This window comes from Pseudomonas jinjuensis (assembly GCF_900103845.1).
Lineage (GTDB): Bacteria > Pseudomonadota > Gammaproteobacteria > Pseudomonadales > Pseudomonadaceae > Pseudomonas > Pseudomonas jinjuensis.
On sequence record NZ_FNIJ01000003.1, the window covers coordinates 124,661 to 150,128 of the forward strand.

Sequence of the window (25,468 nt, forward strand, 5' to 3'; positions counted from 1 at the left end):
ATGCAACCCCGTACCCCTCAAAAAACTGATGTTCCCGGTGTTCTTGGTGTTCCGTATCGGCTGAAGCCAGAAAATACGGGGCTTGTAGCGATGGAACACCAACGCGCAGAAGGCGGAACACAAGGTGTTCTGAACACCAATGGTGTTCTGTGATCGGGGGCGCCAGGCCGAACACCTCGGGGCGTTTCAAGGCGGCGCCAGCAGCCGGCCAAGCGGAACACGGCACCAGCCTAGCTCTGCCCTGGCGGCCGACGTGGGCAGGCTGGACGATGGAACGCAGGCAAGCGCTGGCGCGGGTTGTGGCGCGGGAACCTGGGGCGTGGGGTAGGTTATGAGCAAGAAGAGAAATGGTGAACAGGACGGCCTGAAAGCCCTGCTTCGTTACTCTGAAGATGTTGAGGAGTTCAGGGCGCGTATGGATGATTATTGGCGGGAGCGCCGTGTGCTCTCTCGGCTGCGCCCGGGTGAGCGGCTGCCTTTACGCGGTGGCCCTTGTGTCGTGTTGCTAAAGGAATTGGTGCCCGCCTTGCACCGGCATGGTTATCTAGGGGAGCTGGCTACGCTGTCCGATGCCGTCCACGCTGTTGAGTTCTATGAAAACTCCCGTACTGACGACCCGTTAGGCATAGCCTTATCAGATGCCGTGCTCTGTGCAATGAGGCTGGCGGACTCGCCTCTTGATCCATCCGATGCGGAAACACTCCTGTGGCGGCTGTGCTACCGCTTGTCTTATCGCGCCTGGCTTGATCTAGACGCCAAGCAAGCCACTGATAAGCGGAAGACCAGAAAAGCGCTGGATGGCAGGCTGGCCAACGACTGGGACAAGAAAGCTGCCATTGCCTACGTGGAAAACCATGCTCGTATGGAGGATGGTCGCTTGAAGTCAAAGGCCCAGCTATCGAGGGAGATTTATCCGTACTTGCGCCAGCATGCCGCCGAGACTGGCCAGCGCTTCGGCCTGGCATCTCTAGGGGACGGTGTGCCTACTGAGCGGGCATTAAAAACAATACAGGGGTGGTTCTCGAAGATGTACGCCGCGATGTAAAGGACGCTGTCGTATGAAACCGTCCGACGTTTTCATACGACACCAATCTTCCTGGGCTGATGCCGTCCCGCCAATCTCCATGCCGTTGCAGCTATGCACGCATGGAGACAGATATGAACAGCACACCCGCTACACCTCACCCGCTGGCAGATCCTGTGCGTCAGCGCCCTGGCGACGTTGCCACCCTTACCCCTGAAGCCCTCCTAACGCCCGAGCAGGCCGCTCAAGTGCTAGGGCTCTCGGTCAAGACCCTGGCCACTTGGCGCAGCACCGGCCGCTATACTCTGCCCTTCATCCGTTGCGGCTCCCGCATTCGCTACCAGCGCGCCGACTTGGACGCCTGGTTGGCTGACCGCCAGCGCACCAGCAAGGTAGCGCGGGAGGTAGCGGCATGACCCAGCGCAAAGCCAGAGCGACCAAGCCCAGCTCTTCCCCTGGCGGCCCGGCCTTGGGTGCAGCCAGCAACGTGCATCGCCTGCAGCAGAGCGCCAGCACGCCCCCAGTCTTTGACCCGGCCGCCACGCTTATCCGTATGCCGGATTTGCTGGCTATGACCGGCCTGCAGCGGGCCACGGTATACAAGCGCCTCAAGGACGACCCGACCTTTCCACGCCCGGTGCCGCTGAGTTCCAGCACAGCTCAAGGGGCGCCCGTGGCGTTCGTGCTGGCCGAGGTGCAGGCATGGGTGCGGGCACGGATCGAAGCGCGGGGGGCGGCCGCATGAGAGCTGCCCGTGTGCCCTTCCGTGGCCCGTTCTTCGACCTGTACCGCATAGGCTTCAGCCTCTACAGTCCTGGTGAGCACAACTGGCGCCAGCGCACCATTGCCGGCGTTAGCTGGAGCGCCCGCGAGCAGAAAGCCTATTTCTTCAACCCGGACGGGCTGGCGCTCCCGCTTGAGCCGCACCCATGGGAACTGCCGGAAATGCTGGGCGGCCACACCGTCCGGCGCGAGTTCGCCAAGGTAGTTGGCGTAGGCCTGTTCGCCATGCCGGTGCGCCAGCGCAATGCGCTGACAGTGGATGGCTTGGCCGAGTGGGTAACGTGCTGGCTGGTTGCCGACGATGCGCCCTATGCCAATGACCCTGCCACTTGGGCGACCTACGTCGATAGCGATCTAGCAGCCGAGCGCCGCGCCTGCAAAGCGGCTCTCGCTATTGGCCAGGGCATTGCCCATGGGGCAGTAGCGCCAGCAGACGTCAGCCAACAGGTACAGGCAAACATTGAAGCCCGCCGCCTCTACCTGCAGGCCGAATATGCCTATGAGTCCGCAGAGGATCGCCGCATTGCTGACTGGCTGCGAGGCAGTGGTGGTGAGCCACCGTTGCTGGCGCTGGTGGAGGGGAAAGCCGCATGAATACTAAATCTATATCTCCACATGGTATGGCCAGCCAATACGTTATTCGTCCCTTCGAGTGGCTGCAGGGTGCCGGGTTTGGTCGCCAGGTCACAGGCAAGCTAGGTCGCTTCCGGCAGGATCAGGAGAGGCAGGGCGCCGCCGTGGCAGTGGTGCATTGGCAGGATGGCACCTGGTGTGTCCTGGCACAGCGCTTGGGGCCACTTGTACAGGCCATCGCGCTGGATGATGGGATAGCGGCGGACTTGTATGAAGACGCTCGCTCAATGCTACGCGACGGCTACTTGCCCAAGTTGGTCGTGAGGTTTGAGGCCTACGGCCGTCCCACACACTGAAACGACAACGCCCCCGGTTGCAGCCGAGGGCGTTTGAGGTGAATCACTATGCGTACTCAATCTATGCCGCAGTCGCTGGCTGTGCAAGCCCTTGCCGTTCTTGTGCTCCCTATAACCCCGCGCTACTCTGCGTCCGTCGCTGTCAATCCAGCGGCCGGGTTTGGCGACCCGATCAGATATAGGCGCACAGGCGCCATCAACTCCATTGCAGGCGCTTTTTTTGTGCCCGCAATGCCGTGTTATGGCGGCCGTGCGCGGGAGACCTTCGGGTCTGCCGGGTTCCTATATCCCCGGTTCGCCAACCTGCGCACGGCTGCCACCCTTATCCGTTTGGCGACGGTACGTGGCAGCTCCTCACCCGATATAGGAGCACCACCCATGAAGCACTCGCACGCCCTCACTCCGTCTGCAATTCAGCAACACGCCGCCGCCCTGAAGGCCCGCGCCTTCGCCGCGCTGCGCGCCGATTCGTCCCTATCCGTTCGCCTAGCTCGCTACAACGCTGCCATGGCTCGTGCCCGCGCTCTGGAAGTGCAAGGGGGTGCGCAATGAACGAACCCAGGCCCTCGCTCTGGCAGGCTAGTAATGACCTGACCACGGCTGAATACCAGATGAGCAACCTGCGCACTCTGTTCATCGCAATCAAAAAGCTTGGTGGCCCCGAGGTGGAAGGCCTGGCCCGGCTCGGCCAGGGCATTGCCGAGGAATGGGCGGACACCTTCTCCTATCACGCGGAACTGTTCCTTGAAGAACACAAAGCGCAACAGGCACGCAAAGGGGGTGCCCAATGAACCGCCTTACCGCTGTTACCCGTCAAGAGAGTTTCGCGGGTCGCGCTGACGCTCCGTTGTTGTCAGTGAATGCGGGCGTTCCTGTTACGGATGCTCTTGAGCATGCCTCTTGCCTGTTGGCCAGCGTTAAATATCTAGCCGGTGCAATGGGGCACGAGATGCTGTCAGCCGATGAGGGAGCATTCACTATCCAGTACCTGACCGATATGGCCAAGGCGCTGGTAGATGCCGCCGCTATGGGCTGCCAGGCGCACGGACGGGGGGAGCGGCATGGCCAAGACTCCTGACGACAAACGCCAGTACCCGACCTTTGCCGAGGTGAGCCGCGCCGCCCTGCAGGCGATTGACCGGGTGCTGTCGCACTGGCTGCCAGGTGGCAAACGGGTGGACGGCGGTAAGGAATACACCGCACCCAACCCCACGCGGGCCGACAAGCATGCCGGCTCGCTCAAGGTGAACATGGCCAAGGGAACCTGGTCGGACTTCGCCACGGGCGACAAGGGCGGCGACCTGATCGACCTGGTGCGCTACCTGGACGGCGGCAGCGAAGTGGACGCCTGCAACAAGCTGGCGGACCTCCTGAGCGTCACGCCAGGCACTGCCAGCGCCAGCCCGCCGACCAGCAGCAAGGCCAAGGCGCCCGAGTGGGTGCCGGTTCTGCCGATCCCTGATGAGGCCATACACAAGGTGCTGCAGACGCACCGCCAGCACGGTAAACCGTCGAAGGTGTGGATCTACCGCACCGCCGATGGCCGACCGATGATGGTGCTATATCGCTTCGACCTGGGACCGGATGACAGCGATACACCGCGCAAGGTGTTCGCCCCGCTGACCTGGTGCAAGCACTCGGGCAATGGCTCGCTGTCCTGGCGCTGGCAGGGATTGCCCGAACCGCGACCGCTGCTGCGCCTCGATGAGTTGGCCACGCGTGCGGCTGACCCGGTGGTGCTGTGCGAAGGCGAGAAGGCAGCAGACGCTGCCGCCGAGCTGCTGCCCGGCTACGTCGCTACCTGCTGGCCCAACGGCACCAACTCCTGGCAGAAAGCCGACTTCGCCCCGCTGGCCGGCCGCGACATGCTGCTGTGGCCGGACAACGACGCGCCTGGCCTCAAGTGCATGGATGCCCTGGCCGAGCACCTGCGCCAGCTCGGTGCCGCCTCGGTTCGCCAGGTGGCACTAACGGTGTTCGGCCAGCGCCCCGGCCTCGACGATAGCCGGCCGACCTTCCACCAGGGTGGCGAATGGGCCGAGGGCGACGACGCGGCCGATGCCCTGGCCAAGGGCTGGACGCCCGCGCACCTGGCCGAGCTGGAGCGTAGTGGGGAGCTGTTCGCCCTGGCGCCGTCGACAACGTCGGCCAAGGGCAAGGCCCGCGCTAGCAGCAAGCCGGCGCCAGTGGAGAAGTCCGCGCCGGTGCCGGCCGGCTTCCGCGTTACGGCCGATGGGGTGTTCTATGCCGGCGAGGATGGCGAGGCGCGGCCGGTGTGTTCACGCCTGGAGATCCTGGCGCGCACCCGCGACGAGAAGGGCCATGGTTGGGGCCTGCTGGTGGAGTTCGATGACCCGGACGGTACCAGCAAGCGGCTGAACATTCCCCAGCGCAGCATGGCCGGGGACTTCGGCAAGGATGTGCTGGGGCCGCTGGTGGATATGGGTCTACGCTTGGCTCCCCTGCGCACTGCCCGCAACTCCCGCAATGACCTGCAGAGCTACCTACAGGGCTACGATAGCAGCGAACGCGCCCGCCTAGTCACGCGGCTGGGTTGGCATGGCGATGCCTACCTGTTGCCGGATCGGCGGATAGGCCAGAGCATCGAGCACCTGCACTTCTACGAAGCCGGCGCCCAGCTCCCGCCGATCAGTCAGGCCGGCACCCTGGAGCAATGGCAGCAACAGATTGGCGCGCTGTGCGTCGGCAACAACCGGCTGGCGTTCGTGGTGTGCGTGGCTTTCGCTGGCCCGCTGCTGCATCTGCTGGGCGCCGAGTCGGGCGGATTCCACCTCTACGGCGACAGCTCAGGCGGCAAGACCACACACCTGCAGGTGGCCGCTTCAGTATGGGGTGGCCCGCGCCTGGTGCGTTCGTGGCGCTCGACTGACAACGCCCTGGAGAGCGTCGCCGCCGCGCACTCTGACGGGTTGCTGGTGCTCGACGAAATTGGCATGTGTGACCCGAGGATCATCGGCGAAACGGTGTACATGCTGGGTAACGGCACCGGCAAGGCGCGCGCCAATGATCGCGGCCAGGCCGGGCGCCAGGTGCAGGAATGGCGCTTGCTGTTCCTCTCCACCGGGGAGAAGACCTTGGCGCAGCACATGGCCGAGGCACACAAGGAACTGAAAGCCGGGATGGAGGTGCGCTTGCTGGCCGTGCCCGCTGATGCCAGCAAGGGGCTTGGACTGTTCGAGGCGCTGCATGGCTTCGAGGATGCAGCTGCACTGTCGGACGCGCTCAAGGCGCGGGTAAGCAAGTTCTACGGTTCGCCGGCCCTAGCCTTCCTGTCGGCCCTCTGTGAGCCGGGCAAACTGCGCGGATATGCGGCAATGGTGCGTAGCACCGTAGAACGCTTCATCTCCGAGGCGCTGCCAGCTAGTGCCAGCGGCCAGGCGCAACGTGCAGCGGCACGCTTTGGGTTGGCTGCTGCAGCTGGGGAATTGGCTACGGCTCTAGGCGTCACGGGCTGGCCAGATGGCACGGCAACGCATGCGGCCAAGGTATGTCTGGGCGCCTGGTTGGCTGAGCGCGGCGGGGCTGGGAACCTGGAAGGTGAAGCCATCGTGCAGTGTCTGCGACTAATCATCGAGAAATACGGGGAGAGTCGCTTCACCCGTTGGGATAGTGTGGCAGCCAAGGTGGATGACCACGCCCCACGTACGGTTGACCGGCTGGGCTTTCGGCGCACGCTTGAACATAGCTACGGCGATGCGCAGTACACCACGACGACGTACTACTTCCTGTCCGCTGCTTGGGGTGGTGAGGTGTTCAAGGGTATGAACCTGCGCAATGTCAACAGCCTGCTTGTAGAACGGGAGATCCTGCAGCCAGGTGGTAGCAAAGCCTCCCAGTCCATGGCCTTGCCGGGAATACCCAAGGCACGCGCCTATGTGGTGGACGCCACCAAGCTATTCGCTGATACCGGGGATGACCTCTCAGTTGCAGCCTAACGGCACCGGCCTTGGTTGAGCCTTGGCCGACCTCCCTTCTTGCTGCCCTTGGCCGGCATCATAAAACGACCCCTTGTTGATACCAGAGGACGACCCTTCCCCCTTGGTATCAACAATTGTGGGTTTACGCATTATTGACACCCAACAATAAAGACCCCGCCTTATATGACACCAAAAGGACAAGCCATGAACCGCCTATTTGCATACGGCCGCGTGTCAACTCTGGAGCAGTCCACTGACAACCAGTTGCTCGCGCTTCAGCAAAAGGGCTTCGATATTCAGCCGCACCGGTGGTTTGCCGAACAGGCCTCTGGGGGAATGCCAGCCCTGCAGCGCCTGGAGTTCTCGAAGATGGCTGATCGCATGGAAGCGGGAGACATGCTGGTAGTGCTCAAGCTGGACCGGCTAGGTCGCGATGTCCAAGATGTCCTAGCAACCATCGAGGCCTTGAGCGCTCGTTCCATTCATGTGCGCAGCCTCGATCTGGATGGCGTGGACCTGGCCAGCGCAGCTGGCAAACTGCAGCTCACGGTGCTGGCCGCCGTCGCTGCCTTCGAGCGCGACCGAATTAAGGAGCGCACCCGAGAAGGTTTGGCTCGGAGCAGCAAGAAGGCCGGTCGACCTGAGGCCCTCAACACCACCAAAGCTGTGCAAACTTGTAAGGTTCGCGGGATGAGCCAGAGCCTGGCGGCAGCCGAGCTTGGCATGAGTCTCGCGACCATTAAACGCCACTGGAACAAGTGACAGCAGCCAAGCAGTCGTCAGCACCATCCTATGCTGCAGCGTGGCCATAGAAAGCCCCTCAAAGGGTTCGCTCGACGTCAACTAGGATCCCATTTCAGAGATCCATAAAATCGTACTCTCTTAGCCCAAGCCACTTTTCCAGAGACTCATGCAGTTTTTGCAGAGCCTCGCGATGGTCGGGAAAATCGGAGGGTCTGATCGCATCACACCTAGCCTTTGCCAGCTGAATGCCGATGAGTTCATCGACTGTTTCTCTATTGAAGCTAATGAGTACCTTGCTGACTCGGTCCCCCCATGAGTGGGTTGTGCCCCGGCTCATCATTCGTGTGGACATGATTGCGAAACCTTCATCTGTCCGGATCGCCCCCAACACCCATTCGCGGGGCTCGTCCAGAGAGCCGGCCAAATCCTTCCATCGATAGAGCAAGAACAGAAGGTCCGGCTCCGCGATCAACACATCGCCATTGGCTGCACGGCTCCGAATCAACCGCAGCCATTCTGCCTTCATCGCCTCAACGGTATTGAGGTCAAGCGATGGATTGAAGGTGCCCCCCTCTTTCTGATCAGCAGGATCGTTCAGGTGAATCAGCATCGAAGCTACAGACAGAGCTTCAGACTTACGGAACGCCGCAAGTACCAATTCACGCCGCTCCTCCTCCGGGATCCGCTTTAGGAACCAGCTCACCGCTCGCCATGCTGAAACCCAGGGCGAGTTAAAAGGATCGGAGCCTCGCTGCCCTGCAAGTTTCTGTGCAATTTCGAACATCCCAGGTAACAGCACTGCAGCGTTTTCGACCGGGAGACGCTCAACTGATTCATCGAGCCTGGTGGCAAGTGATGGCAGCAACCCGGCGCCCTCAAGCTCATCAATCGCTGCAGCCAATCCATCCTCAGTTGCACTCGCATCGAGCAGAAGTACGAATCGGTATTCCGATATTTCGCCGACTGCTGTCTGAAGCTCAAAGTAGCGCGGGAAGTAGCGGTGGGAGCACACCCGTTTTTCCGTCATCCACTCACGATGGAAGTCGTTGCCGTAGTGAGTCCCCCCAAAAGCCCATCCCAGGGCTGGGAAAAGATCGGTGATCACATCTTTCGCTATGGATCGGCGTTCCTCTGAAACGGAGTCGACAAGCTTTTCCGCCTCCGCTCTATCCGCCTCTCTCCGGTCATTGCCCCTGTAGCGCCCTTCCTGGAGCACCAATGCCCTTTCTCGAAACAGCGCCTCATGGAGATCTGGTTCGAACACCCGCAGTGACTCCAGAACAAGGAAGTCGACAATGTTTACCTCAAAGACAGGCCCTGACACATGCAATGGCATGTGCACTGCAATGGACGAGATCAACCGTTTCGCGTCGCGTACGTTGCGCACCAACGGCTGAATACAACCAACAAATGCGTTACCCCAGCGCGTTTCCGAGAATCCATTGGCTTCCGTCGCCCAGGCTCCCGCCAGTTCAGAAAGCTCCTCTGCAAATATGCGGTGAACAGTCGATACCGGAACCGCTGGTAGATCAAAGTTGGCCTGCACGATCTTTTCGAGGAAAGCGCGCCCCTCACCATCAGCAACCGGGTCAAGCGCCTGTTCTACGATGCTAGGCTGGAACAGCAGCACAAAGACAATATTGGGTAGGTTGGCGTTCGCTTTCACCTGACGAAGGAGCATCCGGATCTGCTCAGGCTCAAGTCGGTCGATGTCGTCGACAAAAACAACCAATGGTCGATCAAGCTCGCGAAGGCGCACTTCCAATGATTCGCGTACCTTGTCGAGAGGATCGGCAGCGCGATCACGTCCGAGATATGACAGCACGCGACCCAATAACGGAACGCACACAGAGAGAGTTGCGAAAACGGCCGCCACAACCGCTACCGTTGGGAGATCGAAGCCTATAGCCGAGGCAATGGCAATTACCGAAGCGTTCGTCAGAACCATCGAAATGGCACTGCTCTGACTCTCCGCCTTTTTAAGCGACGCGCCACTCCCAGTAAAAATCGCGCCATAGCGTCGCAGCGCTTCGGCCCGGGCTAACGCCTCCTTCGAATGTTCCCCTCCCAGGCGATCAGCTATCTGGCTGAAGAGGGCGCGAGCAATTGCGTCACTTTCGCCCCATTGCCAAGGATTGAAGTCAAGCCAGTCCGCTCTTTCACTGGCGGCATCTAGCCTCTCGGTGATTAGGTTCTTTAGAGACGACTTGCCAAAGCCCCAGCCACCTCGAATCGCAAACACCCTACCTTCGCGCAAGGTGAGCTCCGAGAGCACGCTAGCTATACGCTCCGCGAAATCCGATCTTCTCAGGCGGTCTTGGGATGAGTTCCGGATTGGTGCCTCTGCACCAATCCCACTATCCAGCCGTTCAGCCCTCGCAGAAGCCGAACCGAGTCGCGCACGACGACGAGCACGCCATGCGCGCAGACGAGCTAGCAGGCCAGTCATTGCCCAGCCCTCCCCAAGTGACCACCACTCGTTCCAAGACCGTAAAGCGTTAGCCTAAGCGGTGCGGGTGCCGCCTCGGAAATCGGGGTAGAAGATCTCGAAAATCTACAGCAACCACTCCCGAAACTCTTTCGATGCATAGCTACATTCCTGGTAACAGTCGAGAGATCCTGCCGCGATAGCGCATCCTAGCCGATCCCAACTATTGGCGGCGAGACAGCAGGCAGAACACCGACTTGATGCAGAAAAGTGCATTAGGCCGCGACTCATTGCAGACACTTCGGGATCGCGTACGCGCATGTTGAAACTCATGTATCGACACGGCGGTGCCACACTAGAGCGTCTTTATCGCCGTTTCCTGTCGCCCGGTCTCAATAGCGGCGGCTCAGTCGGAGGTAACCCTCCCCGGAACACCATGGGTGTTCCGAACATCTTGTGTTCCGCCTTTCTCGAACAGGTGTTCCACGGCGGAAAGCCGCGCTGCTGCTGGCTTTCAGCCTTTGAGGAACACTAAGAACACCGAGAACACCTGATTTTTGATAGGTATGGGGCGCACCCCTTGCCCCGTTAGGGGTAGTGCCGACAGCGATGAAAGTCTATGCGCAATGCTCTGGGCCTTTGAGTAGAGAGACCGGGGGGTGTCTATTCCTTAGCGGCCGCTATTGCCCGAACGACCTAGGGAGGCACATCGATCCGCGCGCCGAAATTTCATATAGGGGGGGAGTCAAAAACTCTTGATCCCAATGGACCTCGAACGATCTCGGGAACTCCGTATACAACGGCGGGAAAAATGGAAGGGTGGGGGTTTCGAGGGTAGAAAGCCATGCGCGGAATCTGGACAAAAAATAGCCAACATCTAGGCCAGCAGCGCACACCGTGTACACCAGCATGTACACCATGGAAATCAATAAAACAAAAAATACATATATATTAATAACATACAGAACAGGTTAGAGGCTCGCCGGCGCCAGTAAAATCGAGCACCTACGAGAAAATCACCCGCCACGCGCAAAGCCCGTGGGTGCAGATGAAAAGAGAAAGCCCCGCACAGAATCACTCTGGCGGGGCTTTTTTGTGCCCAAACGCGGGCCGGGGCGCTTGCCACGGCTCCGCCAGGATGCCGGAAGGAGGGCTGCGCGGTTCTTTCATGACGGGGGATTCGCGACCATTCCCCGCCCCCCGAAGGGCCGCACGCGCAGCGCCCCCCTTCACACCCTGAACCGCGCCACCATGCCCTGCAGCTCGCGTCCCAGCCGCGCCAGCGCCTGGCTGGAGCCGGCGGTTTCCTGGCTCGCCGCCGCGGTCTGCTCCGCCACCGCCTGCACCCTGAGGATGCTGCGGTTGATCTCTTCGCTCACCGCGCTCTGCTCCTCCGCCGCCGTGGCGATCTGCAGGTTGCGCCCGCGCAGGTCGTCGATGGCGCGGTCGATACCCTGCAACGCGGCGCCGGCCTGGCGTGCCAGGTCGACGGTGAGATGGCTCATGTCACGGCTGCCGAGCATGGCCGTGGCGGTCTGTTGCACGCCGTGCTGCAGTTGGCCGATCAGTTCCTGGATCTGGCTGGTGGAACTCTGCACCCGCTGGGCCAGGCCGCGCACCTCGTCGGCCACCACCGCGAAACCACGGCCGGCCTCGCCGGCGCGGGCGGCCTCGATGGCGGCGTTGAGCGCCAGCAGGTTGGTCTGCTCGGCCACCGAGCGGATCACATCCAGCACATAGCCGATCTGCGCGCTGTCCTCATGCAGGCGGGCCATCACCTCGGCCGAAGCCTGCACCCCGGCGGCCAGCCGCTCGATCTGGGCGATGGCGTCCTGCACCACCTGGTTGCCCCTGCCGGCCTCCTCGCAGGCGAGCTGTGCGGCGCCAGCGGCCTGCCCGGCGTTGCCGGCCACCTCCTGCACCGTGTAGGCCATCTCCTGCATGGCGGTGGCGACCTGGATGGTTTCGGACTTCTGCTCCTCGACCCCGGCGCGGGTCTGTTCGGTGACGGCGGACAGCGCCTGGGCCGCGCCGCTGATCTCGCCCACCCCGCCGCCGATACGGCCGATCAGCTCGCGCAGGCTGTCCTGCATGGCTTGCATGGCCTGCTGCAACTGCCCCAGCTCGTCGCCGCGTGCGGCCGGCGCGGTGCCGCAGAGATCGCCTTCGGCGATGCGCCGGGCCTGGGCCAGGGTCTCTCGCAGGGGGCGGACGATCTGCCCGGTGATGCCCCAGGCCGCCAGCAGGGCCACCAGCAGGGTCACGCCGGCAATCGCCAGCAGTTGCAGGCGCACATACGCGGTTTCCCGGTCGCGCCGCTCCAGCAAGGACGCCTGCAGCTCGCGGCTCAGGCCCTGCACCGCCTCCGCCCGCTCGGCCATGCTGGCGGTGGCCGTCGCCATGCCGGCGATGCCCTGGCGGAAGCGCTCCAGGGACTGCTGGAAGCGCTCCAGCGCCTCAAAGGTTTCGCCGAGGATGGCGCCGCTGCGTTCCGGCAGTTGCCCCTGCAGGGTGCGGGTGGCCTTGGCCAGGGCCGCGCCGGCGTCGAAGGCGGCCCGCTCCCGCTCGGGCGATGGCGAGCGCACATAGACCAGGGTAAGCAGGCGCAGCTGGAGGAACTGCTGGTTGAGCCGGCCTACCGCGCGGATCTGGTCGAGCATGGCATGGGTGTCGAACAGTTGCTCCAGGTCCTCGAAGAACTGCGCTTCGAGACGAGTGAAAGCCTGCATGCCCTGCTCCGCCGCCGCGACGCCGAAGCGGCTGGCTTCCTGCTGCTCGGCGCGGGCCTGCGCCAGCGCGGAAAAGGCTTCGCGATAGGCGCGGGTGGCCTCGCCCATCCGGGTCACGCGCTGGCGGTCGCCGGCGTCGTCGAGCAGGCGGCCGAGGCGCTCGGCATCCGCCAGCATGCCGGCGGTGAGCTGCTCGACCCGCGCACGTTGCGCCTCCTCGCCCTGGGCGGCGAAGTCCCGCCGCGCCCGGTCGGCCTGGAGGAAGCTCAGGTTGAGATCACTGCCGCGGATCAGCTGGTCCCCGCGCTGGCTGAGGCTGTCCAGGCTGAGTACGGCGGCCAGGGTGATCAGCAGCGCCAGCAGCAATACCAGGGCGAAGCCCAGGGCCAGCTTGTGGCCGACGCGCAGGTCGGCCAGCCGTGGAAGGCGTAGTGGGAACATGGACAAGGCTCGGCAGGGAGGCGGCGGCCCATGCCGCCGCCGAGGGCTCAGAAGTAGTAACCGATGTTCAGGTTGGTACGGAAAATCCACTCGTCGCTGCGCGAGGAGGTGGTGCTGGTGAAGCCGGTGCCGCTTTCCGCGCCGCCGTAGGGGTTGGCGTTGCGGCCCCAGGTGAAGTCCAGCCAGCCCATGATCGGCATGGCGATGAACTGCACGCCGGCGGTGTACATCTGCGAATCGTCCCAGCCGCTCTTGTCCTTGAACATGCGGCTGTAGTCGTTGTAGAAGCGCAGCTTCTTCAGCATGCCCATGTTCGGCGTCGGCACGTCGTAGGCGACGTTGAAGGACGCCACGGTGGCTTCGGAGGCGATCAGGAAGGCCGGCGTCAGGCCGTTGGTGCCCATGAGGATGGCGTCATCGCTGACTCCGGCCGGGTTCTTCGGATCGAACTCGTAGCGGATGCCCTGGGTGGTCACCGTCCAGTTGCCGCTGTTGATCACCGCATGCAGGCCGCCGGCCCAGTAGTCGCCATCGTCGTCGGTGGTGGCGTTGTGCAGGCGTGCCGCCGCCAGCGAGCCCCCCACCTCGGTCTTCCAGCCGTCGCCGGCGAAGTTGCGCGCCACCCGCAGGTTCACCTGGTCACGCTTCTCGTTGTCCTGGCGCGAGTGGATGGCCGGAATGGCGTTGTCGTCGAGGTCGGAGAAACGCCCCACTTCGGGGGAATAGCGCAGGTCGCTGGGCAGCATGCGCGGGAAGTAGCCGGCCTGGATGTTCCAGTCGGCATCCTTGTAGACGTACTTGGCGCCGGTGCCGGCGCTGACGCCGTACCCCAGGAAGAACGGGATGTGGTAGCTCCAGCCGAACTGCGGATAGGGCTCCAGGCCGAACGGTTTGAAGGGTGCGCCCAGTTGCAGGCTGGAGGTGTCGTTGAACCTGTAGCCGATGAAGCCACGATCGATGGACTGCTTGCCGTCGTCCTGGAACCAGTAACCCAGGTCCGAGAAGAAGTTGTGGTGGGTGGCCTGTACATCCAGGCGGAAGGTGTCGAAGAGGAAGCGGCCATTGTTCTCGGTGGTGTCCCAGTCCTCGTCGCGGTAGTTCATGCGCAGGGCGCCGCCGATATCCAGGGAGCTCTTGCCGTCGTCGCTGCGCAGGCCGATATGGGGGAACGGCTTGGGCGACGCGACGACCGGTGCCGTTGGCGCCGCCGGGCCGGCGGACTGGTCGGCCATGACGGAATGGGTGCAAAGCGCAAGACCAATGAACAGCACGTGCTTTTTCATCAATACCTCATCTGCAAGTTCGCTAAGGCAGAGTTTTTTTTGAGCAAAGCGAGACCCGTCGCCTGAACTTCTCCAGCAACTTCTAAGTTGCATATTCGGAAGCCTTCAGGCGCTTCGCCTATTGCTCGTTAATTGTTTTCAGGCCATTCCATCGGCCTGTTCGGCTGTTACCCGGCAGCGCTGCCGAAAAGCCAGTTTCCATCGCATTTCGTTTCACCTGCGATACGCTGTTTTGAGCATGAATCATGCCATTGCATCGCCAGCAGGTCTTATTTGAAAAAATCCTTTAAATTCAATTATTTATATATAGAACACGGATTTTTGTGCCACCCTTGAAACCTGATGATTACGGGGTAACAAAAGCGTACGAAGTGTGTGCGCGGAATACTCACGGTGACACTTGGCGGGAAGTCTTGTCGTTTCATCAGGGAAACATGACTGAGCAGTCATTGAAGTTTTGCGGGGATATATCGAGTGAACTTCGAACTTCCCTCACCCCAACCCTCTCCCGGAGGGAGAGTGGACTGTCCGTGCATGCGAGGGACCAAGTCGTAGGATGGGTGGAGCGAAGCGATACCCATCACCACGGTTCGATGGGTATCGCGGAGTTCAACCCATCCTGCATGTCCTTCATCCGGACTAGATGGCCGGTGCATTTCCCCCGGACAAAAAAAAAGCCGGCGTCACGAGCGCCGGCCAAAGTGGTGAACAAAGGAACAATCGGGGATCAGAGGTCCAGCACCAGCCGCGAGCCCTTGCAGCCGGATACGCAGACCATCATGGTCTGGTTCGCCGCTTTCTCGGCCTTGGTCAGCACGCCGTCGCGATGCTCGGGCTCGCCTTCCAGCACGCGGGTCTCGCAGGCGCCGCAGACGCCTTCGCGGCAGCTGCAATCGACCTCGACGCCGGATTCCAGCAGCGCGTCCAGCAGGGATTTTCCGCTCGGTACTTCGATGCTCTTGCCGCTGCGCGCCAGTTGCACCTCGTAGGTGCCCTGGGGCGCGGCCGGGGCCACCGGCGCGGCGGCGAAGCGTTCGATGTGCACGTTCGGGTGGCCGAGGCTTTCGCAGTGGTTCTCGAACGCGTCGATCATCGGCGTCGGGCCGCAGCAGTAGAAATGCGCCGTGGACGGCCGTGCGGCGAGGAAGGCCTTGAGGTCCACGGGGCCGCCCTTCTCGTCGTCGAAGTGCAGCTGGATATCGGCGTCGCTGGCGGCCAGTTCCTCGACGAAGGCGGCCTCCTTGCGGGTGCGCGCGCAGTAGAGCATCTCCACCGACTTGCCCAGGGCACGCAGGCGATTGAGCATGCAGTAGATCGGCGTCACGCCGATGCCGCCGGCCACCAGCACCGTGTGCTCGGCGCTCTCGTCCAGCTGGAACAGGTTGCGCGGCGGGGATATCTGCAGCTGCATGCCCACCCGCAGGTTCTGGTGCACGTAGGCGGAGCCGCCACGGCTGTTGCGGTCACGGAGGATGCCGACCACATAGCGGCCGCTGTCCTCGGGGGAGTTGAGCAGGGAGTAGCTGCGCACCAGGCCGTTGCCCAGGTGCAGGTCGATATGGGCGCCGGCGCCGAAGCCGGGGAATACCTGGTCGCCATGGGGACGCAGCTCGACGCTGATGATGCCTTCCGCTTCGAAACGCAGGGTGTGGACGAAGGCTGTCAGTGTGTTGTCGTGAGTCATGTTGCTACCTCTGTGTTCAGGCTTCGTCGCAGTTCGCCAGGTCGATATCCAGGCGCGCCCAGGCGTCGATCTCCACCAGCAGTTCGGGGAACACCAGGCCGCTCACCTCCACCAGGGTGGAGGCGGGAAAGGTGCCCTGGCCGGCGAAGAAATCGCGCCGCGCGCGCCCGACCTCGTCCTTGTCGGCGATGCGGGTGACATAGACGTTGAGCTTGTAGATGTTGCCGATATGCCCGCCCGCCGCCTCCAGCAGCGCCTTGACCTTGCCCAGCACCACCAGGGTCTGGGCATGGGCGTCCAGCGGCGCGCCGCATTCGGCGGCCTGACGGGTGGCCGGGTGCCCGGTCATGCCGGACATCACCAGCTCCTGCCCCACCAGCAGGGCGTTGGACCAGCTGGCGGTGGGCAGGTCGGGCGCGCCGGCGGCGCGGATGCGGCGGACCGGGGTCACAGCTGCCTGGCCTCGATCAGTTCCAGCTGGGCCTTGGCCAGGTTCTTCATGTGGCGACGCAGGCGCACCAGGCCCAAGTCATGCTGGTAGAGGTTCTCCCGCTGGTTGGCGTCCGGGTCCATGAATTCGAGGATCTCGCGGTCCTGCTCCAGCACCGCCCAGTGACGCTCTTCCAGGCGGTTCTTGTAGAGGAAGCGCCAGGTGTCGCGCTGCCAGCCGGTGAGCGGGCGGCAACGCCAGTGGAAGACGGCGCAGAGGTCACGGGCAATCGGCGTGTAGCTGCCGACGATGTGGAAGTTGCCGCCCGGGCCGCCGGTCTTCGGATAGGGAATCTCCAGGCGCATCCAGTGCATGCCGGTGTCGGCCCACTCGGTCCAGTCGAAGTTCACCCCGCGCTGGCCTTCCTTCTCGAAGATGAAGCCGGTGTCGGTGTCGCGGGTGACGAACCTGGCATGGCTCTCGCCCTCGGACATGGAGTGCGACTGCTTGTGCAGGTAGGTGCCGTGCATGGGGTCCATGACGTTGTCCAGCACGTAGCGGTAGTCGCCGCGCCACTCGGTGTAGCAGAGGAAGTGGGAGAACTCGGGATCGGTCAGCTGCTCGGGCAGCACCAGCGGCGGCGCCTGCTCGACGTTGCCCGCCGAGTTGTACAGCCACACGGCGCCGGCCGCTTCGGTGACGTGAAAGAAACGCGTCGCCTGGCTGCCTTCCAGCTTGCAGCCGGGGCTGCCGGGTACGCGGGTGGTGACGCCGTCGCAGCGCACTTCCACGCCGTGGTAGGGGCACTGCAGGCGGTCGCCCAGGTTCACCCCGCGCGACAGCGGCGCACCACGGTGCGGGCAGTGGTCTTCGAGGGCGTGCAGGGTGCCGTCGGTGTCGCGCCAGAGGGCCAGCTTGTAGCCCAGGCGGCGCAGGGACACCGGCTTGTCCTGGATGAAACCGACCGGGCAGATCGGGTACCAGAGGTTCTTCAGGCCGTTGGCGAGGAGTTGTTCAACAGGGTCCACGGAGCTCATAGCAGGTTCCTCTTGGAGGGAATTCATTCGCCCAGGCGGGCCATCAGGGTCTTGTAGGCATCCTCGGTCCAGGGACCGCCGCCCGGGCAGGTCGGGCCGGCCTGGTTGAGGTAGCCGAGCAGGCCGGGCAGGTCGTGGATGCCGGCGGCGTAGGCGCGCTCGATGGAATCGCCGAGCAGGTCCTCGAAGGAGTTCGGCTCGCGGGTGCGGGCCTGATGGGGTTCCAGGTAACGGTCTTGCATTTCATTGGCCTCCATTGCGGACCCGTTCGCGGATGGTTTCGCGAACCGGGACGAAGTCGTAGGTCGGGTAGCACTCGGTGCGGAACACGCCCCAGGCGGAGCGTTCCAGTTCAACGTTGATGCGTGGCAGCAGGGCCGGCGGCAGGCGCAGGGTGACGATCTGCCCCAGGCCCATGGCGACGGTCCAGGAGACGATCTCGACGCCCTCGCCGGGGAAACGTTCCCACCAGTCCATGGCCTTCATGTGGGCCTGGATGTCTTCGAGGTTCTTCGACTGGTCGTGCCTGAGCAGCACGGTCAGCAGCATCGTTTCGCTCATGCTCGCCTCAGCTCCTGGGTTTGTCGGTGAGGAACTTGCCTTGCGGCGCCTCGACGTTCTTCTGCCGCCGGGTGTTGCCGTCCAGGCCGCCGGCGATGGCCCACTCGGCGAACACGGTGGGGCCGGGCTCGAATTCGCGGGCCTGCCATTCGCCGGTCAGCTGGTCCTCGTCGGCGTAGTACTCGACGAGCGCCCCGGCGGGGTTCCTGAAGTACCAGAAGTAGGCCGAGGACACCGGGTGGCGGCCGGGGCCGATCTCGGTGTCCCAGCCGCAGCGGGAGATGTGCATGCCGCCGCCGAACACTTCGTGGATATCGCGCACGGTGAAGGCCACGTGGTTGAGGCCGGCGCGCGGTTGCGGCAGTTGCAGCATGAACAGGTCGTGGTGGCCGCCCTCCTCCGCGCAGCGCATGAAGGCGCCACGGTCCGGGTAGCGGTCGGAGCAGACGAAGCCGAAGCGCTCGGCGTAGAAGCGCTCGCAGGCGTTCACGTCCTTGACGAAGAACACCACGTGGCCGACTTCGATCGGCTGGGCACGCTCGTAGATCGGGCTGGCCTGGTTGATCCGGCCCTTGAACTGCCAGGTGTTGGACTGGCCGCACTGGACCTGGATATCGCGCTTGCGGGTGACCTGCAGGCGCACCGCCAGGCCGTTGGGGTCCGTGCAGCCGATGCGGCCCTCGCCCTCGATGAAGCCGGGGTCGCCCGCGATGCGTTCGGCATACAGCTTGAGGTCCGCCTCGCTCTCCACGCCCCAGACCACTTCGCGCAGCGTCGAGCCGGCCTCGATGGCCGGCGGCAGGCCGGGCTTGTCCAGCGCGGCGACTATGACGCGGCAGCCGTTGAGGCTTTCGAAGACCACCTGGTCGTCGCTCGCCTCGACCTGCTGCAGGCCCCAGTCGGCGAAGAAGCGGGCACTGGTGGCCAGGTCTTCCACGCCGTAGGTGATTTCGTCGATTCCCAATACGCTCATCGCGTTTTCCTCATCAATGCTGGCCGGCCCAGGCCAGCGGCTGTTCGTTCAGGCCCCAGTAGAGGCTCTTCTGTTCCATGTACTGGAGGATCCCCAGGCGGCCCTTCTCCCGGCCCAGGCCGCTGTCGCGCCAGCCGCCGAAGGGGGTGGAGATGGAGAACTGCTTGTAGGTGTTGATCCACACGGTGCCGGCCTGCACCGCGCGGCCGAGCTTCCAGGCGCGCTGGAAGTCACGGGTCCAGATGCCGGCCGCCAGCGCGTAGCAGCTGTCGTTGGCTTCCTCGACCAGGGCCTCTTCGCTGTCGAAGGGCATCGCCACCAGCACCGGGCCGAAGACTTCCTCCTGGCACAGGCGGGCGTCGTTGCGCAGGCCTTCGATGATGGTCGGGGTGTAGAAGTAGCCGCGGTCGAAGGCTTCGCCATGGGGGCGCACGCCGCCGGTGCGCAGGCGGCCACCCTCGGCGACGCCCATCTCGACGTAGCGCTCCACCGACTCGCGATGGCGGGCGCTGATCAGCGGGCCCATCTGGGTGCGCTCGTCGGCCGGGTCGCCGACGCGCAGGGCGGCGGCGCCATGGGCCAGGCGCTCCATGAACTCCTCGTAGTGCTCGCGGGCGACGAACAGCCGCGAGCCGGCGATGCAGGACTCGCCGCTGGAGCTGAAGATGCCGTAGAGCACGCCGGCCACCGCGTGGTCCAGGTCGGCGTCGGCCAGCACCATGGTCGGCGACTTGCCGCCCAGTTCCATGGACACCGGCATCATCTTGTCGGCGGCGATCCGCGCGATGTGCTTGCCGGTGCTGGTGCCGCCGGTGAAGGACACGCGCTTGACCAGCGGATGGCGGGTCAGCGCATCGCCGATCAGCGCGCCCTTGCCCGGCAGCACGCTGACCAGGCCGCGCGGCAGGCCGGCTTCGTCGCAGATGCGCGCCAGGGCCAGGGCGGCCAGCGGGGTGATCTCCGCCGGCTTGACCACCACGGCGTTGCCGGCGGCCAGGGCCGGGGCGAGCTTCTGCGCCTCGCTGGCGATGGGCGAGTTCCACGGGGTGATGGCCGCCACCACGCCCATGGGCTCGTAGACGCTCATGCTGACGAAGTCGCCGCGCGACGGGGTGATGGTTTCCTCCAGGGTCTCGCAGGCGGCGGCGAAGAACTGGAAGGTGGCGGCGGCGCTGGCCACCAGGTTGCGGGTTTCCTTGATCGGCTTGCCGTTGTCCAGGCGCTGCAGTTGCGCCAGCGCTTCGCTGCGCTCGCGGATCAGCGCGGCGATGCGGTAGAGCACGGCGGCGCGCTCGTGGGGCTTGCGCCGGGCCCAGCCGCTTTCGCGGAAGGCGCGGTGGGCGCCCTGGATGGCTTCCTCCACGTCGTCCAGGCTGGCGGCGTGCAGGCGGGCGATGGCTTCACCGGTGGCCGGATAGAGGCTCTGGTAGAGGTCGCCGCCGCCCAGGCGCCACTCGCCGGCGATGCAGATGGGTTGGATCGGGTTCAGGTCTATCACGGTAGTCGTCCCTAGATCGAAATCGCGTGGGCGTGGTTGCCCAGCGCGCGGACCACGCTGTACACGGTCAGCGCCGAGGTCTTGGGGTTGGCCGCCAGCGGCTTGCCGCGCAGAGTCAGCTCGAAGCCGCCGAAGGCGCCGCTGGCTTCCACCTGGTGCACGTTCTCGCTGCTTTGCGGGTCGGCGATCAGGCGCACCTGGGTGCGGTCCAGGCCGAGGCCGGCCAGCGACAGGGTGGCGGCGACGTTGGCGTTCTTCGGGTAGAGCCGCGCGGCTTCGCGGGCGCTGCCTTCGAAGATCACCCGCGCCTCGGCCAGGTGTTCCAGGTCGCAGACCTGCTCACCCGGCGTGCCCAGCCAGGCGCGTGCCGGCTTGCGGCCGGTGTAGCGCACCGACTCCAGCCCGCCGACCTTGGCCGCCGACAGCGCGTCGATGCCGCCGATGGCGCCGGGCAGCAGTTCGATGCGGGTGCCGCCGAACTCGGCGGCGGCCTCCAGGCGTTCCACCAGCCCCGGCTCGGACAGCGCCCCCACCGACACCACCAGGCAGGGAATGCCCTGGGCCAGCGCCGGCAGCACGTGCTGCTCGATGGCGCGGTGCCCGGCGCACTCCACCAGCAGGTCGGGGCGCGCCCCGGCCGGCAGTTCGCTGAGCACCTGCGGCGGCGTGCGCAGGCGGGCCAGGCGCTGGCGGACCAGTGCCTGGGATTCGTCCGGGACTATCACCGCATCGACGCAGAGATGCGGGTCGCTCTCCAGCAGTTCCAGCACACCGACGCCGATGGCGCCGCAACCGATCATGGTGATATGCAGCATGGCATGGGCCTCAGACGGTGGCCTTGGCGGCTTTGGCTTCGTTGGTCGGCGGACCGGCGAAGATGGTCTTGAAGCTGCCCACCGAGAGCATGTCCACCTCCAGCAGGAAGGGACCGGGCTCGGCCAGGGCGCCGTCCAGCACGCCGCTGAAGTCCTTCAGGTCGCTGACCCTGGCGTGGCGCAGGCCGAGGGAGGCGGACAGCTGGGCGTAGTCCGGGGTGTGCAGGTCGACGTAGCAGCGGCGGCCACCGTAGGCGGCGTCCTGGATGTTCTTGATCACCCCGTAGCCCTGGTCGTTCATCAGCACGATGACCATGTCGGCCTGCTCCTGCACGGCGGTGGCCAGCTCGCCCAGGTTGAGGATGAAGCCGCCGTCGCCGGCCAGCACGAAGGTCTTGCGGCCACGGGCGGTTTCCGCCGCGCCGATGGCCGCGCCGATGCCCATGGCCAGGCCCTGGCCGATGCCGCCGCCGAGGGCGTGCACGCCGGCGCGCGGGCTGAAGATCTTCAGGTGGCGGTTGCCCCAGGTGCTGTTGGAGACGGTGACGTCGCGTACCCAGTTGAAGTCCTTGCCGGCCAGCGCCTGCAGCTGTTCCACCAGCGAGGCGTAGGGGCCGAGGCCGTCCACCAGTTGCGCGCGGGCCTGGTTGCGCGCGGCGGCGAGATCCGCGGCGAAGGCCGGGTCCACCGACAGGCGCCCCTCCAGGCGGTCGGCCAGGCCCTTGAGGACCAGTTCGGAATCGCCACAGACGAAGAAGTCGCTGGGGTAGCAGCGGCCCTCCGCCGTGGCATCGGCGTCGGCCCGGTAGAGCGGACGCGGGAGCTTGAGCTCGTACTTGAGGGTTTCGTTGCCGCGCAGGCGCGAGCCGACGACAAGCATGGCATCGCAGCTCTGGTAGAACTGCTCCACAGGCTTGTTCAGGTTGAAGGCGCCGAGGGAACGCTCGTCGTCTTCGGGGACTATGCCGCGGCCCTGGGTGCTGGTGACCACGCCCACGCCCATGGCCAGCAGGCGCTGCACCTGCTCGCCGGCATGGCGGGCGCCGCCGCCGAGCCAGAGCATCGGCCGGCGGGCCTTGGCGAAACGTTCGGCGAGGTCGTCCAGGGCCTGCTCGGAGGGCTTGGCCACCGGCACCGGCAGTGGCGAGAGGTCGGCCGGCATGTTGATCAGGGCCGACTGGATGTCGATCGGGATTTCCACGCTCACCGGGCCGCTGGGCGCGGTCAGGGCGGTCTGCACGGCCAGCTTGATGGTGCTGATGGCGGTGTCGACGCTGCGCACGCGGAAGGCCGCCTTGGAGATGGCCTTGAGCATGGTCAGCTGGTCCGGCGCCTCGTGGATGTAGGCCAGGCTCTGGTCCAGGTAGGGGGTTTCGATCTGCCCGGTCAGGTGCAGCAGCGGAGTGCCGGCGGTGAGCGCCTCGACCATGGCGCCGGCGGCGTTGCCGGCGGCGGTGCCGGTGCTGGTCAGGCACACGCCCAGGCCACCGGTGGTGCGGGCGTAGGAATCCGCCATGTTGGCCGCGCCGGCCTCGCCCCGGGCCATCACGAAGCGGATGTTGCCGCGGATGGCGAAGGCGTCGAGGATCGGCATGTTGTGGATGGAGATCACCCCGAAGGCGGCCTTGACGTCGCACTGCTCGAGGAAGGCGGCAATGGCGGCGCCGACTGTGACTTTGCTTTCGTTACGCATGACGGGACAAACCTCCGGAAACATCGATGTGACTACCCGTCGTATAGGCAGACAGGGGGGAAGCGAGGAAAACGATGGCGCGGGCCGCTTCTATCGGCTTGCCCAGGCGCCCCAGGGGAATCTGCTTGCGTTGCGCCAGTTGGCCGGTCCACCGGGCCCAGTCCAGCTCACGCTCTTCGCGGGCCTCGAAGCGGCGGCGCCATTGGCCGGACTCCACCAGGCCGATGAGGATGCCGTTGACCCGCACGCCCTTCGGCGCGAATTCGAAGGCCATGGAGCGCACCAGGTTCTTCACTCCCGCGCGGGCGGCGCTGGTGGCCACCATGTGCGGCTCCGGCTGGCTGGCCAGCAGCGAGTTGACGCAGACGATGGCGGCATCCGTCCGGCCTTCCAGCTGCGGCAGGAAGGCGCGCACCGGGTGGATGATGGAGAAGAACTTCAGCTGCAGTTCCTCGCTCCAGGCCTCGTCGGTGGTGTCGGCGAAGGTGGAGACGCGGCCCTGACCGGCGTTGTTCACCAGGATGCTGGCGCGGCCCAGCGCGCGCTGGCTGGCCTCGGCGAAGGCCTGCACCTGCGCCGGGTCGAGCACGTCGCAGGCCTGGGCGAACAGTCGCGCGGCGGGGAAGCGCTCACGCAGGCTGGCCTCGGCGGCCTGCAGGCGGTCGGCGTTGCGGCCGCAGAAGGCCACGGCGGCGCCGGCTTCCAGCAGCAGCTCGACCGTGGCCAGGCCGATGCCGGAGGAGCCGCCGGTGACCACCGCCACCGCGGCGGACAGATCACACATGCTCATGCTGCTTGCTCCGGAAGATCGAGGTGACGTTGTCGTGGCTGTCCGGGGTGTAGTTGAGCAGGTGCGAGAGTTCGTCGGCGCAGTGGCGCACGTTGCTCACCAGGCCGTCGATGCGGCTCGGCTCGAAGTGCGCCGAGGGGATGGTGGCGCCCATGGCCGCCACCACCTTGCCGCTGTGGTCGCGCACCGGCGCGGCCACGGTGGAGATGGTCGACTCGAAGAAACCCTCGCCCTGGACGAAGCCGCGCTGGCGGTCGCTCTGTACCAGGTCGAACAGTTCCAGCACGGTCTTCGGGGTGTTCGGCGAGAACTGTTCCAGGTGCTCTTCCGGGTACAGCTCGCGCAGCTCGCCCAGGGACAGGTCCTGCAGCAGGATGCGCCCGAGCACGGTGGCGTGGGCCGGCAGGCGGGTGCCGACGTTGACCGTGCTGGTCAGCAGGGTGGACGGCGAGACCTTGGCCACGTAGACGATGGAACGGCCATCGCGCACCACCAGGTTGCAGGGGTAGCGGATCTCGTCGCACAGGCGGTTGAGCAGCGGCTGGCCCAGCTCGGTGAGTTCCAGCGATGCCAGGTATTCGAAGCCCAGGCGCAGCACGGCCATGCCCAGGCGGTATTCGTTGCCGAGGCGGGTGACGAAGCCCATGGTTTCCAGGGTGGTCAGCAGGCGGAAGATGGTGGAACGCGGCAGCTTCAGGCGCCGCGCCAGTTCCGGCGCCGACAGCGTGCGGTTCTTCCGGCTGAACTCGCAGAGCAGCAGCAGGCCGCGCTCCAGGCCGGGCACGATGTACTTGTCTTGCGAATCGTCTGGCTTATCCATTGGCGGTTCCTTCAAGAGTGTGGCGTTGCGCGTGGCCAATGCGTCCCGCGACCACCTCGGGTTGTTCGATGGGGCTGGCGTGGCCGGCCCCGGGAATCAGCGAGAACGGCGCGCCGAGCTGGCGGGCGATGGCGCCGCAGGCCTCGGGCGTGGTGATGCCGTCGTCCTCGCCGCAGTGCACTTCGCAGGGCGCGGCCGGCACGCCGTGGCCGAGCAGGTCGTCGCCGCAGAGCAGCTCGATGGCCTGGCGATAGCCATGGGGGTTGAGCCGCGCCATGTTCCAGCGCACCCAGGCCAGGGCGTCTTCGCTCGGGTGGCGGCCGAGCAGGCGCGCGGTGCGCTCGCCGGCCATGCCGTCGATGCCGAGGCGCTCCAGGTTCTCCAGACGCTGGCGGCGCACCTGCGCGCCGGTTTCGCGCAGCGCCTCGGCGCCGTAGCCGCGCGCCGGACTGATCAGCAGCAGACGACGCACCCGCGCCGCACCGATGCCGGCGGCGTAGGCGGTGGCCATCAGCGCGCCGAGGGAGTGGCCCACCAGCAGGCAGCGGTCCACTCCCAGCGCCTGCAGCAGCAGCTCCAGGCGCGCGGCGTAGTCGGCGGCCTTCGGCTGCTCCTGCGGCAGCGGGGTGGACAGGCCATAGCCCGGCGCATCCCAGGCGATCACCCGGCATTCGGCGGCCAGGCGCTGGGCGCAATGCAGCCAGGACGCCGAGCCCGAGCCGATGCCGTGCAACAGCACCACCAGCGGGCCGCTGCCGCATTCGCGGATGGCCACCTGGGCACCGTCGGCCAGCTGCACCAGGCGCTCGGGAAAGCGCTGCTGCAGGCTCGGGGCGGGGATGTGGGTCTGCGCCATGTTCATCGGTGA

General features: G+C 65.0%; 24 protein-coding genes and 1 pseudogene. 9 read left to right on the forward strand and 16 right to left on the reverse strand.

Features of this window, described 5'->3' with window-relative positions; translation table 11 throughout:
* The 9 genes from BLR75_RS26620 (at position 1) to BLR75_RS05095 (ending at position 7,436) form a co-directional block, all read left to right on the forward strand.
* Entirely contained in the window at positions 1-153 is a 153-nt protein-coding gene (locus BLR75_RS26620) for a hypothetical protein (protein ID WP_169720277.1), read from the forward strand.
* A 178-nt stretch (positions 154-331) separates the two neighbouring features.
* Positions 332-1,045 (forward strand): hypothetical protein, encoded by a 714-nt coding sequence (locus tag BLR75_RS05055; RefSeq protein ID WP_084313821.1) that lies wholly within the window; start codon positions 332-334, stop codon positions 1,043-1,045.
* Positions 1,046-1,158: 113 nt separating this feature from the next.
* Positions 1,159-1,440 (forward strand): helix-turn-helix domain-containing protein, encoded by a 282-nt coding sequence (locus BLR75_RS05060; RefSeq protein ID WP_084313820.1) that lies wholly within the window; start codon positions 1,159-1,161, stop codon positions 1,438-1,440.
* 137 nt (positions 1,441-1,577) lie between these two features.
* Positions 1,578-1,769: a helix-turn-helix transcriptional regulator gene (locus tag BLR75_RS27280; protein WP_084313930.1), complete on the forward strand. Its 192-nt coding sequence runs from the start codon at positions 1,578-1,580 to the stop codon at positions 1,767-1,769.
* Positions 1,766-2,401: a hypothetical protein gene (locus tag BLR75_RS05070; protein WP_139206992.1), complete on the forward strand. Its 636-nt coding sequence runs from the start codon at positions 1,766-1,768 to the stop codon at positions 2,399-2,401. Before BLR75_RS27280 ends, BLR75_RS05070 begins: the two co-directional genes overlap by 4 nt.
* 883 nt (positions 2,402-3,284) lie before the next feature.
* On the forward strand, positions 3,285-3,527 hold the full coding sequence (locus BLR75_RS05080; protein WP_084313817.1) for a hypothetical protein: 243 nt from the start codon (positions 3,285-3,287) through the stop codon (positions 3,525-3,527).
* The gene (locus tag BLR75_RS05085; protein ID WP_084313816.1) at positions 3,524-3,814 is read left to right on the forward strand and encodes a DUF3077 domain-containing protein; all 291 of its coding nucleotides are present in this window, start codon (positions 3,524-3,526) and stop codon (positions 3,812-3,814) included. The genes BLR75_RS05080 and BLR75_RS05085 overlap by 4 nt, the downstream gene beginning before the upstream one ends.
* A complete protein-coding gene (locus tag BLR75_RS05090; protein ID WP_084313815.1) occupies positions 3,798-6,692 on the forward strand; it encodes a DUF927 domain-containing protein in 2,895 nt (964 codons plus the stop codon). The genes BLR75_RS05085 and BLR75_RS05090 overlap by 17 nt, the downstream gene beginning before the upstream one ends.
* 186 nt (positions 6,693-6,878) lie before the next feature.
* On the forward strand, positions 6,879-7,436 hold the full coding sequence (locus BLR75_RS05095) for a recombinase family protein (protein ID WP_084313814.1): 558 nt from the start codon (positions 6,879-6,881) through the stop codon (positions 7,434-7,436).
* A 94-nt stretch (positions 7,437-7,530) separates the two neighbouring features.
* Here BLR75_RS05095 and BLR75_RS05100 read toward each other — a convergent pair whose 3' ends face one another.
* From BLR75_RS05100 to BLR75_RS05170, 16 genes and pseudogenes are all read right to left on the reverse strand, one after another.
* A complete protein-coding gene (locus BLR75_RS05100; RefSeq protein WP_084313813.1) occupies positions 7,531-9,867 on the reverse strand; it encodes a KAP family P-loop NTPase fold protein in 2,337 nt (778 codons plus the stop codon).
* 1,208 nt (positions 9,868-11,075) lie between these two features.
* On the reverse strand, positions 11,076-11,948 hold the full coding sequence (locus BLR75_RS27285) for a methyl-accepting chemotaxis protein (protein WP_425438997.1): 873 nt from the start codon (positions 11,946-11,948) through the stop codon (positions 11,076-11,078).
* Positions 11,931-13,016 (reverse strand): annotated as a pseudogene (locus BLR75_RS27290) (methyl-accepting chemotaxis protein); the annotation flags it as partial. The gene BLR75_RS27285 and the pseudogene BLR75_RS27290, both read right to left, overlap by 18 nt.
* 47 nt (positions 13,017-13,063) lie before the next feature.
* On the reverse strand, positions 13,064-14,248 hold the full coding sequence (locus BLR75_RS05110; protein ID WP_371858139.1) for a hypothetical protein: 1,185 nt from the start codon (positions 14,246-14,248) through the stop codon (positions 13,064-13,066).
* A 778-nt stretch (positions 14,249-15,026) separates the two neighbouring features.
* Positions 15,027-15,983 carry a PDR/VanB family oxidoreductase gene (locus tag BLR75_RS05115; RefSeq protein ID WP_084313810.1) on the reverse strand — a complete coding sequence of 319 codons (957 nt, stop codon included), beginning with the start codon at positions 15,981-15,983 and terminating at the stop codon, positions 15,027-15,029.
* Between the two features lie 16 nt (positions 15,984-15,999).
* Positions 16,000-16,434, reverse strand: a complete 435-nt coding sequence (locus BLR75_RS05120; protein WP_084313809.1) for a RidA family protein — start codon at positions 16,432-16,434, stop codon at positions 16,000-16,002.
* Positions 16,431-17,450, reverse strand: a complete 1,020-nt coding sequence (locus BLR75_RS05125; RefSeq protein WP_090416005.1) for an aromatic ring-hydroxylating oxygenase subunit alpha — start codon at positions 17,448-17,450, stop codon at positions 16,431-16,433. The genes BLR75_RS05120 and BLR75_RS05125 overlap by 4 nt, the downstream gene beginning before the upstream one ends.
* Positions 17,451-17,473: 23 nt before the next feature.
* Complete coding sequence (locus BLR75_RS05130) at positions 17,474-17,692, reverse strand: recombinase-like helix-turn-helix domain-containing protein (RefSeq protein ID WP_084311601.1); 219 nt, start codon at positions 17,690-17,692, stop codon at positions 17,474-17,476.
* A 1-nt stretch (position 17,693) separates the two neighbouring features.
* Positions 17,694-18,011 (reverse strand): hypothetical protein, encoded by a 318-nt coding sequence (locus tag BLR75_RS05135; RefSeq protein WP_084311600.1) that lies wholly within the window; start codon positions 18,009-18,011, stop codon positions 17,694-17,696.
* Positions 18,012-18,018: 7 nt separating this feature from the next.
* A complete protein-coding gene (locus tag BLR75_RS05140) occupies positions 18,019-18,984 on the reverse strand; it encodes a VOC family protein (protein ID WP_084311599.1) in 966 nt (321 codons plus the stop codon).
* A gap of 13 nt (positions 18,985-18,997) precedes the next feature.
* Positions 18,998-20,482 carry an aldehyde dehydrogenase gene (locus BLR75_RS05145; protein ID WP_084311598.1) on the reverse strand — a complete coding sequence of 495 codons (1,485 nt, stop codon included), beginning with the start codon at positions 20,480-20,482 and terminating at the stop codon, positions 18,998-19,000.
* A gap of 11 nt (positions 20,483-20,493) precedes the next feature.
* Positions 20,494-21,297: an aspartate dehydrogenase gene (locus tag BLR75_RS05150; RefSeq protein ID WP_084311597.1), complete on the reverse strand. Its 804-nt coding sequence runs from the start codon at positions 21,295-21,297 to the stop codon at positions 20,494-20,496.
* 10 nt (positions 21,298-21,307) lie between these two features.
* Complete coding sequence (locus BLR75_RS05155) at positions 21,308-22,990, reverse strand: thiamine pyrophosphate-binding protein (protein ID WP_084311596.1); 1,683 nt, start codon at positions 22,988-22,990, stop codon at positions 21,308-21,310.
* On the reverse strand, positions 22,983-23,780 hold the full coding sequence (locus BLR75_RS05160) for an SDR family oxidoreductase (RefSeq protein WP_084311595.1): 798 nt from the start codon (positions 23,778-23,780) through the stop codon (positions 22,983-22,985). Before BLR75_RS05160 ends, BLR75_RS05155 begins: the two co-directional genes overlap by 8 nt.
* On the reverse strand, positions 23,767-24,600 hold the full coding sequence (locus BLR75_RS05165) for an IclR family transcriptional regulator (protein WP_084311594.1): 834 nt from the start codon (positions 24,598-24,600) through the stop codon (positions 23,767-23,769). Before BLR75_RS05165 ends, BLR75_RS05160 begins: the two co-directional genes overlap by 14 nt.
* Positions 24,593-25,462, reverse strand: a complete 870-nt coding sequence (locus BLR75_RS05170) for an alpha/beta fold hydrolase (RefSeq protein ID WP_084311593.1) — start codon at positions 25,460-25,462, stop codon at positions 24,593-24,595. The genes BLR75_RS05165 and BLR75_RS05170 overlap by 8 nt, the downstream gene beginning before the upstream one ends.
* Between the last annotated feature and the right edge of the window lie 6 nt (positions 25,463-25,468).

Excerpts from the sequence above, each read along its gene's own strand:
- BLR75_RS26620 (WP_169720277.1), top strand. The coding sequence starts at position 1 with ATGCAACCCCGTACCCCTCAAAAAACTGATGTTCCCGGTGTTCTTGGT.
- BLR75_RS05055 (WP_084313821.1), top strand. The coding sequence starts at position 332 with ATGAGCAAGAAGAGAAATGGTGAACAGGACGGCCTGAAAGCCCTGCTT.
- BLR75_RS05060 (WP_084313820.1), top strand. The coding sequence starts at position 1,159 with ATGAACAGCACACCCGCTACACCTCACCCGCTGGCAGATCCTGTGCGT.
- BLR75_RS27280 (WP_084313930.1), top strand. The coding sequence starts at position 1,578 with ATGCCGGATTTGCTGGCTATGACCGGCCTGCAGCGGGCCACGGTATAC.
- BLR75_RS05070 (WP_139206992.1), top strand. The coding sequence starts at position 1,766 with ATGAGAGCTGCCCGTGTGCCCTTCCGTGGCCCGTTCTTCGACCTGTAC.
- BLR75_RS05080 (WP_084313817.1), top strand. The coding sequence starts at position 3,285 with ATGAACGAACCCAGGCCCTCGCTCTGGCAGGCTAGTAATGACCTGACC.
- BLR75_RS05085 (WP_084313816.1), top strand. The coding sequence starts at position 3,524 with ATGAACCGCCTTACCGCTGTTACCCGTCAAGAGAGTTTCGCGGGTCGC.
- BLR75_RS05090 (WP_084313815.1), top strand. The coding sequence starts at position 3,798 with ATGGCCAAGACTCCTGACGACAAACGCCAGTACCCGACCTTTGCCGAG.
- BLR75_RS05095 (WP_084313814.1), top strand. The coding sequence starts at position 6,879 with ATGAACCGCCTATTTGCATACGGCCGCGTGTCAACTCTGGAGCAGTCC.
- BLR75_RS05100 (WP_084313813.1), bottom strand. The coding sequence starts at position 9,867 with ATGACTGGCCTGCTAGCTCGTCTGCGCGCATGGCGTGCTCGTCGTCGT.
- BLR75_RS27285 (WP_425438997.1), bottom strand. The coding sequence starts at position 11,948 with ATGCAAGCCATGCAGGACAGCCTGCGCGAGCTGATCGGCCGTATCGGC.
- BLR75_RS05110 (WP_371858139.1), bottom strand. The coding sequence starts at position 14,248 with ATGGCCGACCAGTCCGCCGGCCCGGCGGCGCCAACGGCACCGGTCGTC.
- BLR75_RS05115 (WP_084313810.1), bottom strand. The coding sequence starts at position 15,983 with ATGACTCACGACAACACACTGACAGCCTTCGTCCACACCCTGCGTTTC.
- BLR75_RS05125 (WP_090416005.1), bottom strand. The coding sequence starts at position 17,450 with ATGAGCTCCGTGGACCCTGTTGAACAACTCCTCGCCAACGGCCTGAAG.
- BLR75_RS05130 (WP_084311601.1), bottom strand. The coding sequence starts at position 17,692 with ATGCAAGACCGTTACCTGGAACCCCATCAGGCCCGCACCCGCGAGCCG.
- BLR75_RS05135 (WP_084311600.1), bottom strand. The coding sequence starts at position 18,011 with ATGAGCGAAACGATGCTGCTGACCGTGCTGCTCAGGCACGACCAGTCG.
- BLR75_RS05140 (WP_084311599.1), bottom strand. The coding sequence starts at position 18,984 with ATGAGCGTATTGGGAATCGACGAAATCACCTACGGCGTGGAAGACCTG.
- BLR75_RS05150 (WP_084311597.1), bottom strand. The coding sequence starts at position 21,297 with ATGCTGCATATCACCATGATCGGTTGCGGCGCCATCGGCGTCGGTGTG.
- BLR75_RS05155 (WP_084311596.1), bottom strand. The coding sequence starts at position 22,990 with ATGCGTAACGAAAGCAAAGTCACAGTCGGCGCCGCCATTGCCGCCTTC.
- BLR75_RS05160 (WP_084311595.1), bottom strand. The coding sequence starts at position 23,780 with ATGAGCATGTGTGATCTGTCCGCCGCGGTGGCGGTGGTCACCGGCGGC.
- BLR75_RS05165 (WP_084311594.1), bottom strand. The coding sequence starts at position 24,600 with ATGGATAAGCCAGACGATTCGCAAGACAAGTACATCGTGCCCGGCCTG.
- BLR75_RS05170 (WP_084311593.1), bottom strand. The coding sequence starts at position 25,462 with ATGAACATGGCGCAGACCCACATCCCCGCCCCGAGCCTGCAGCAGCGC.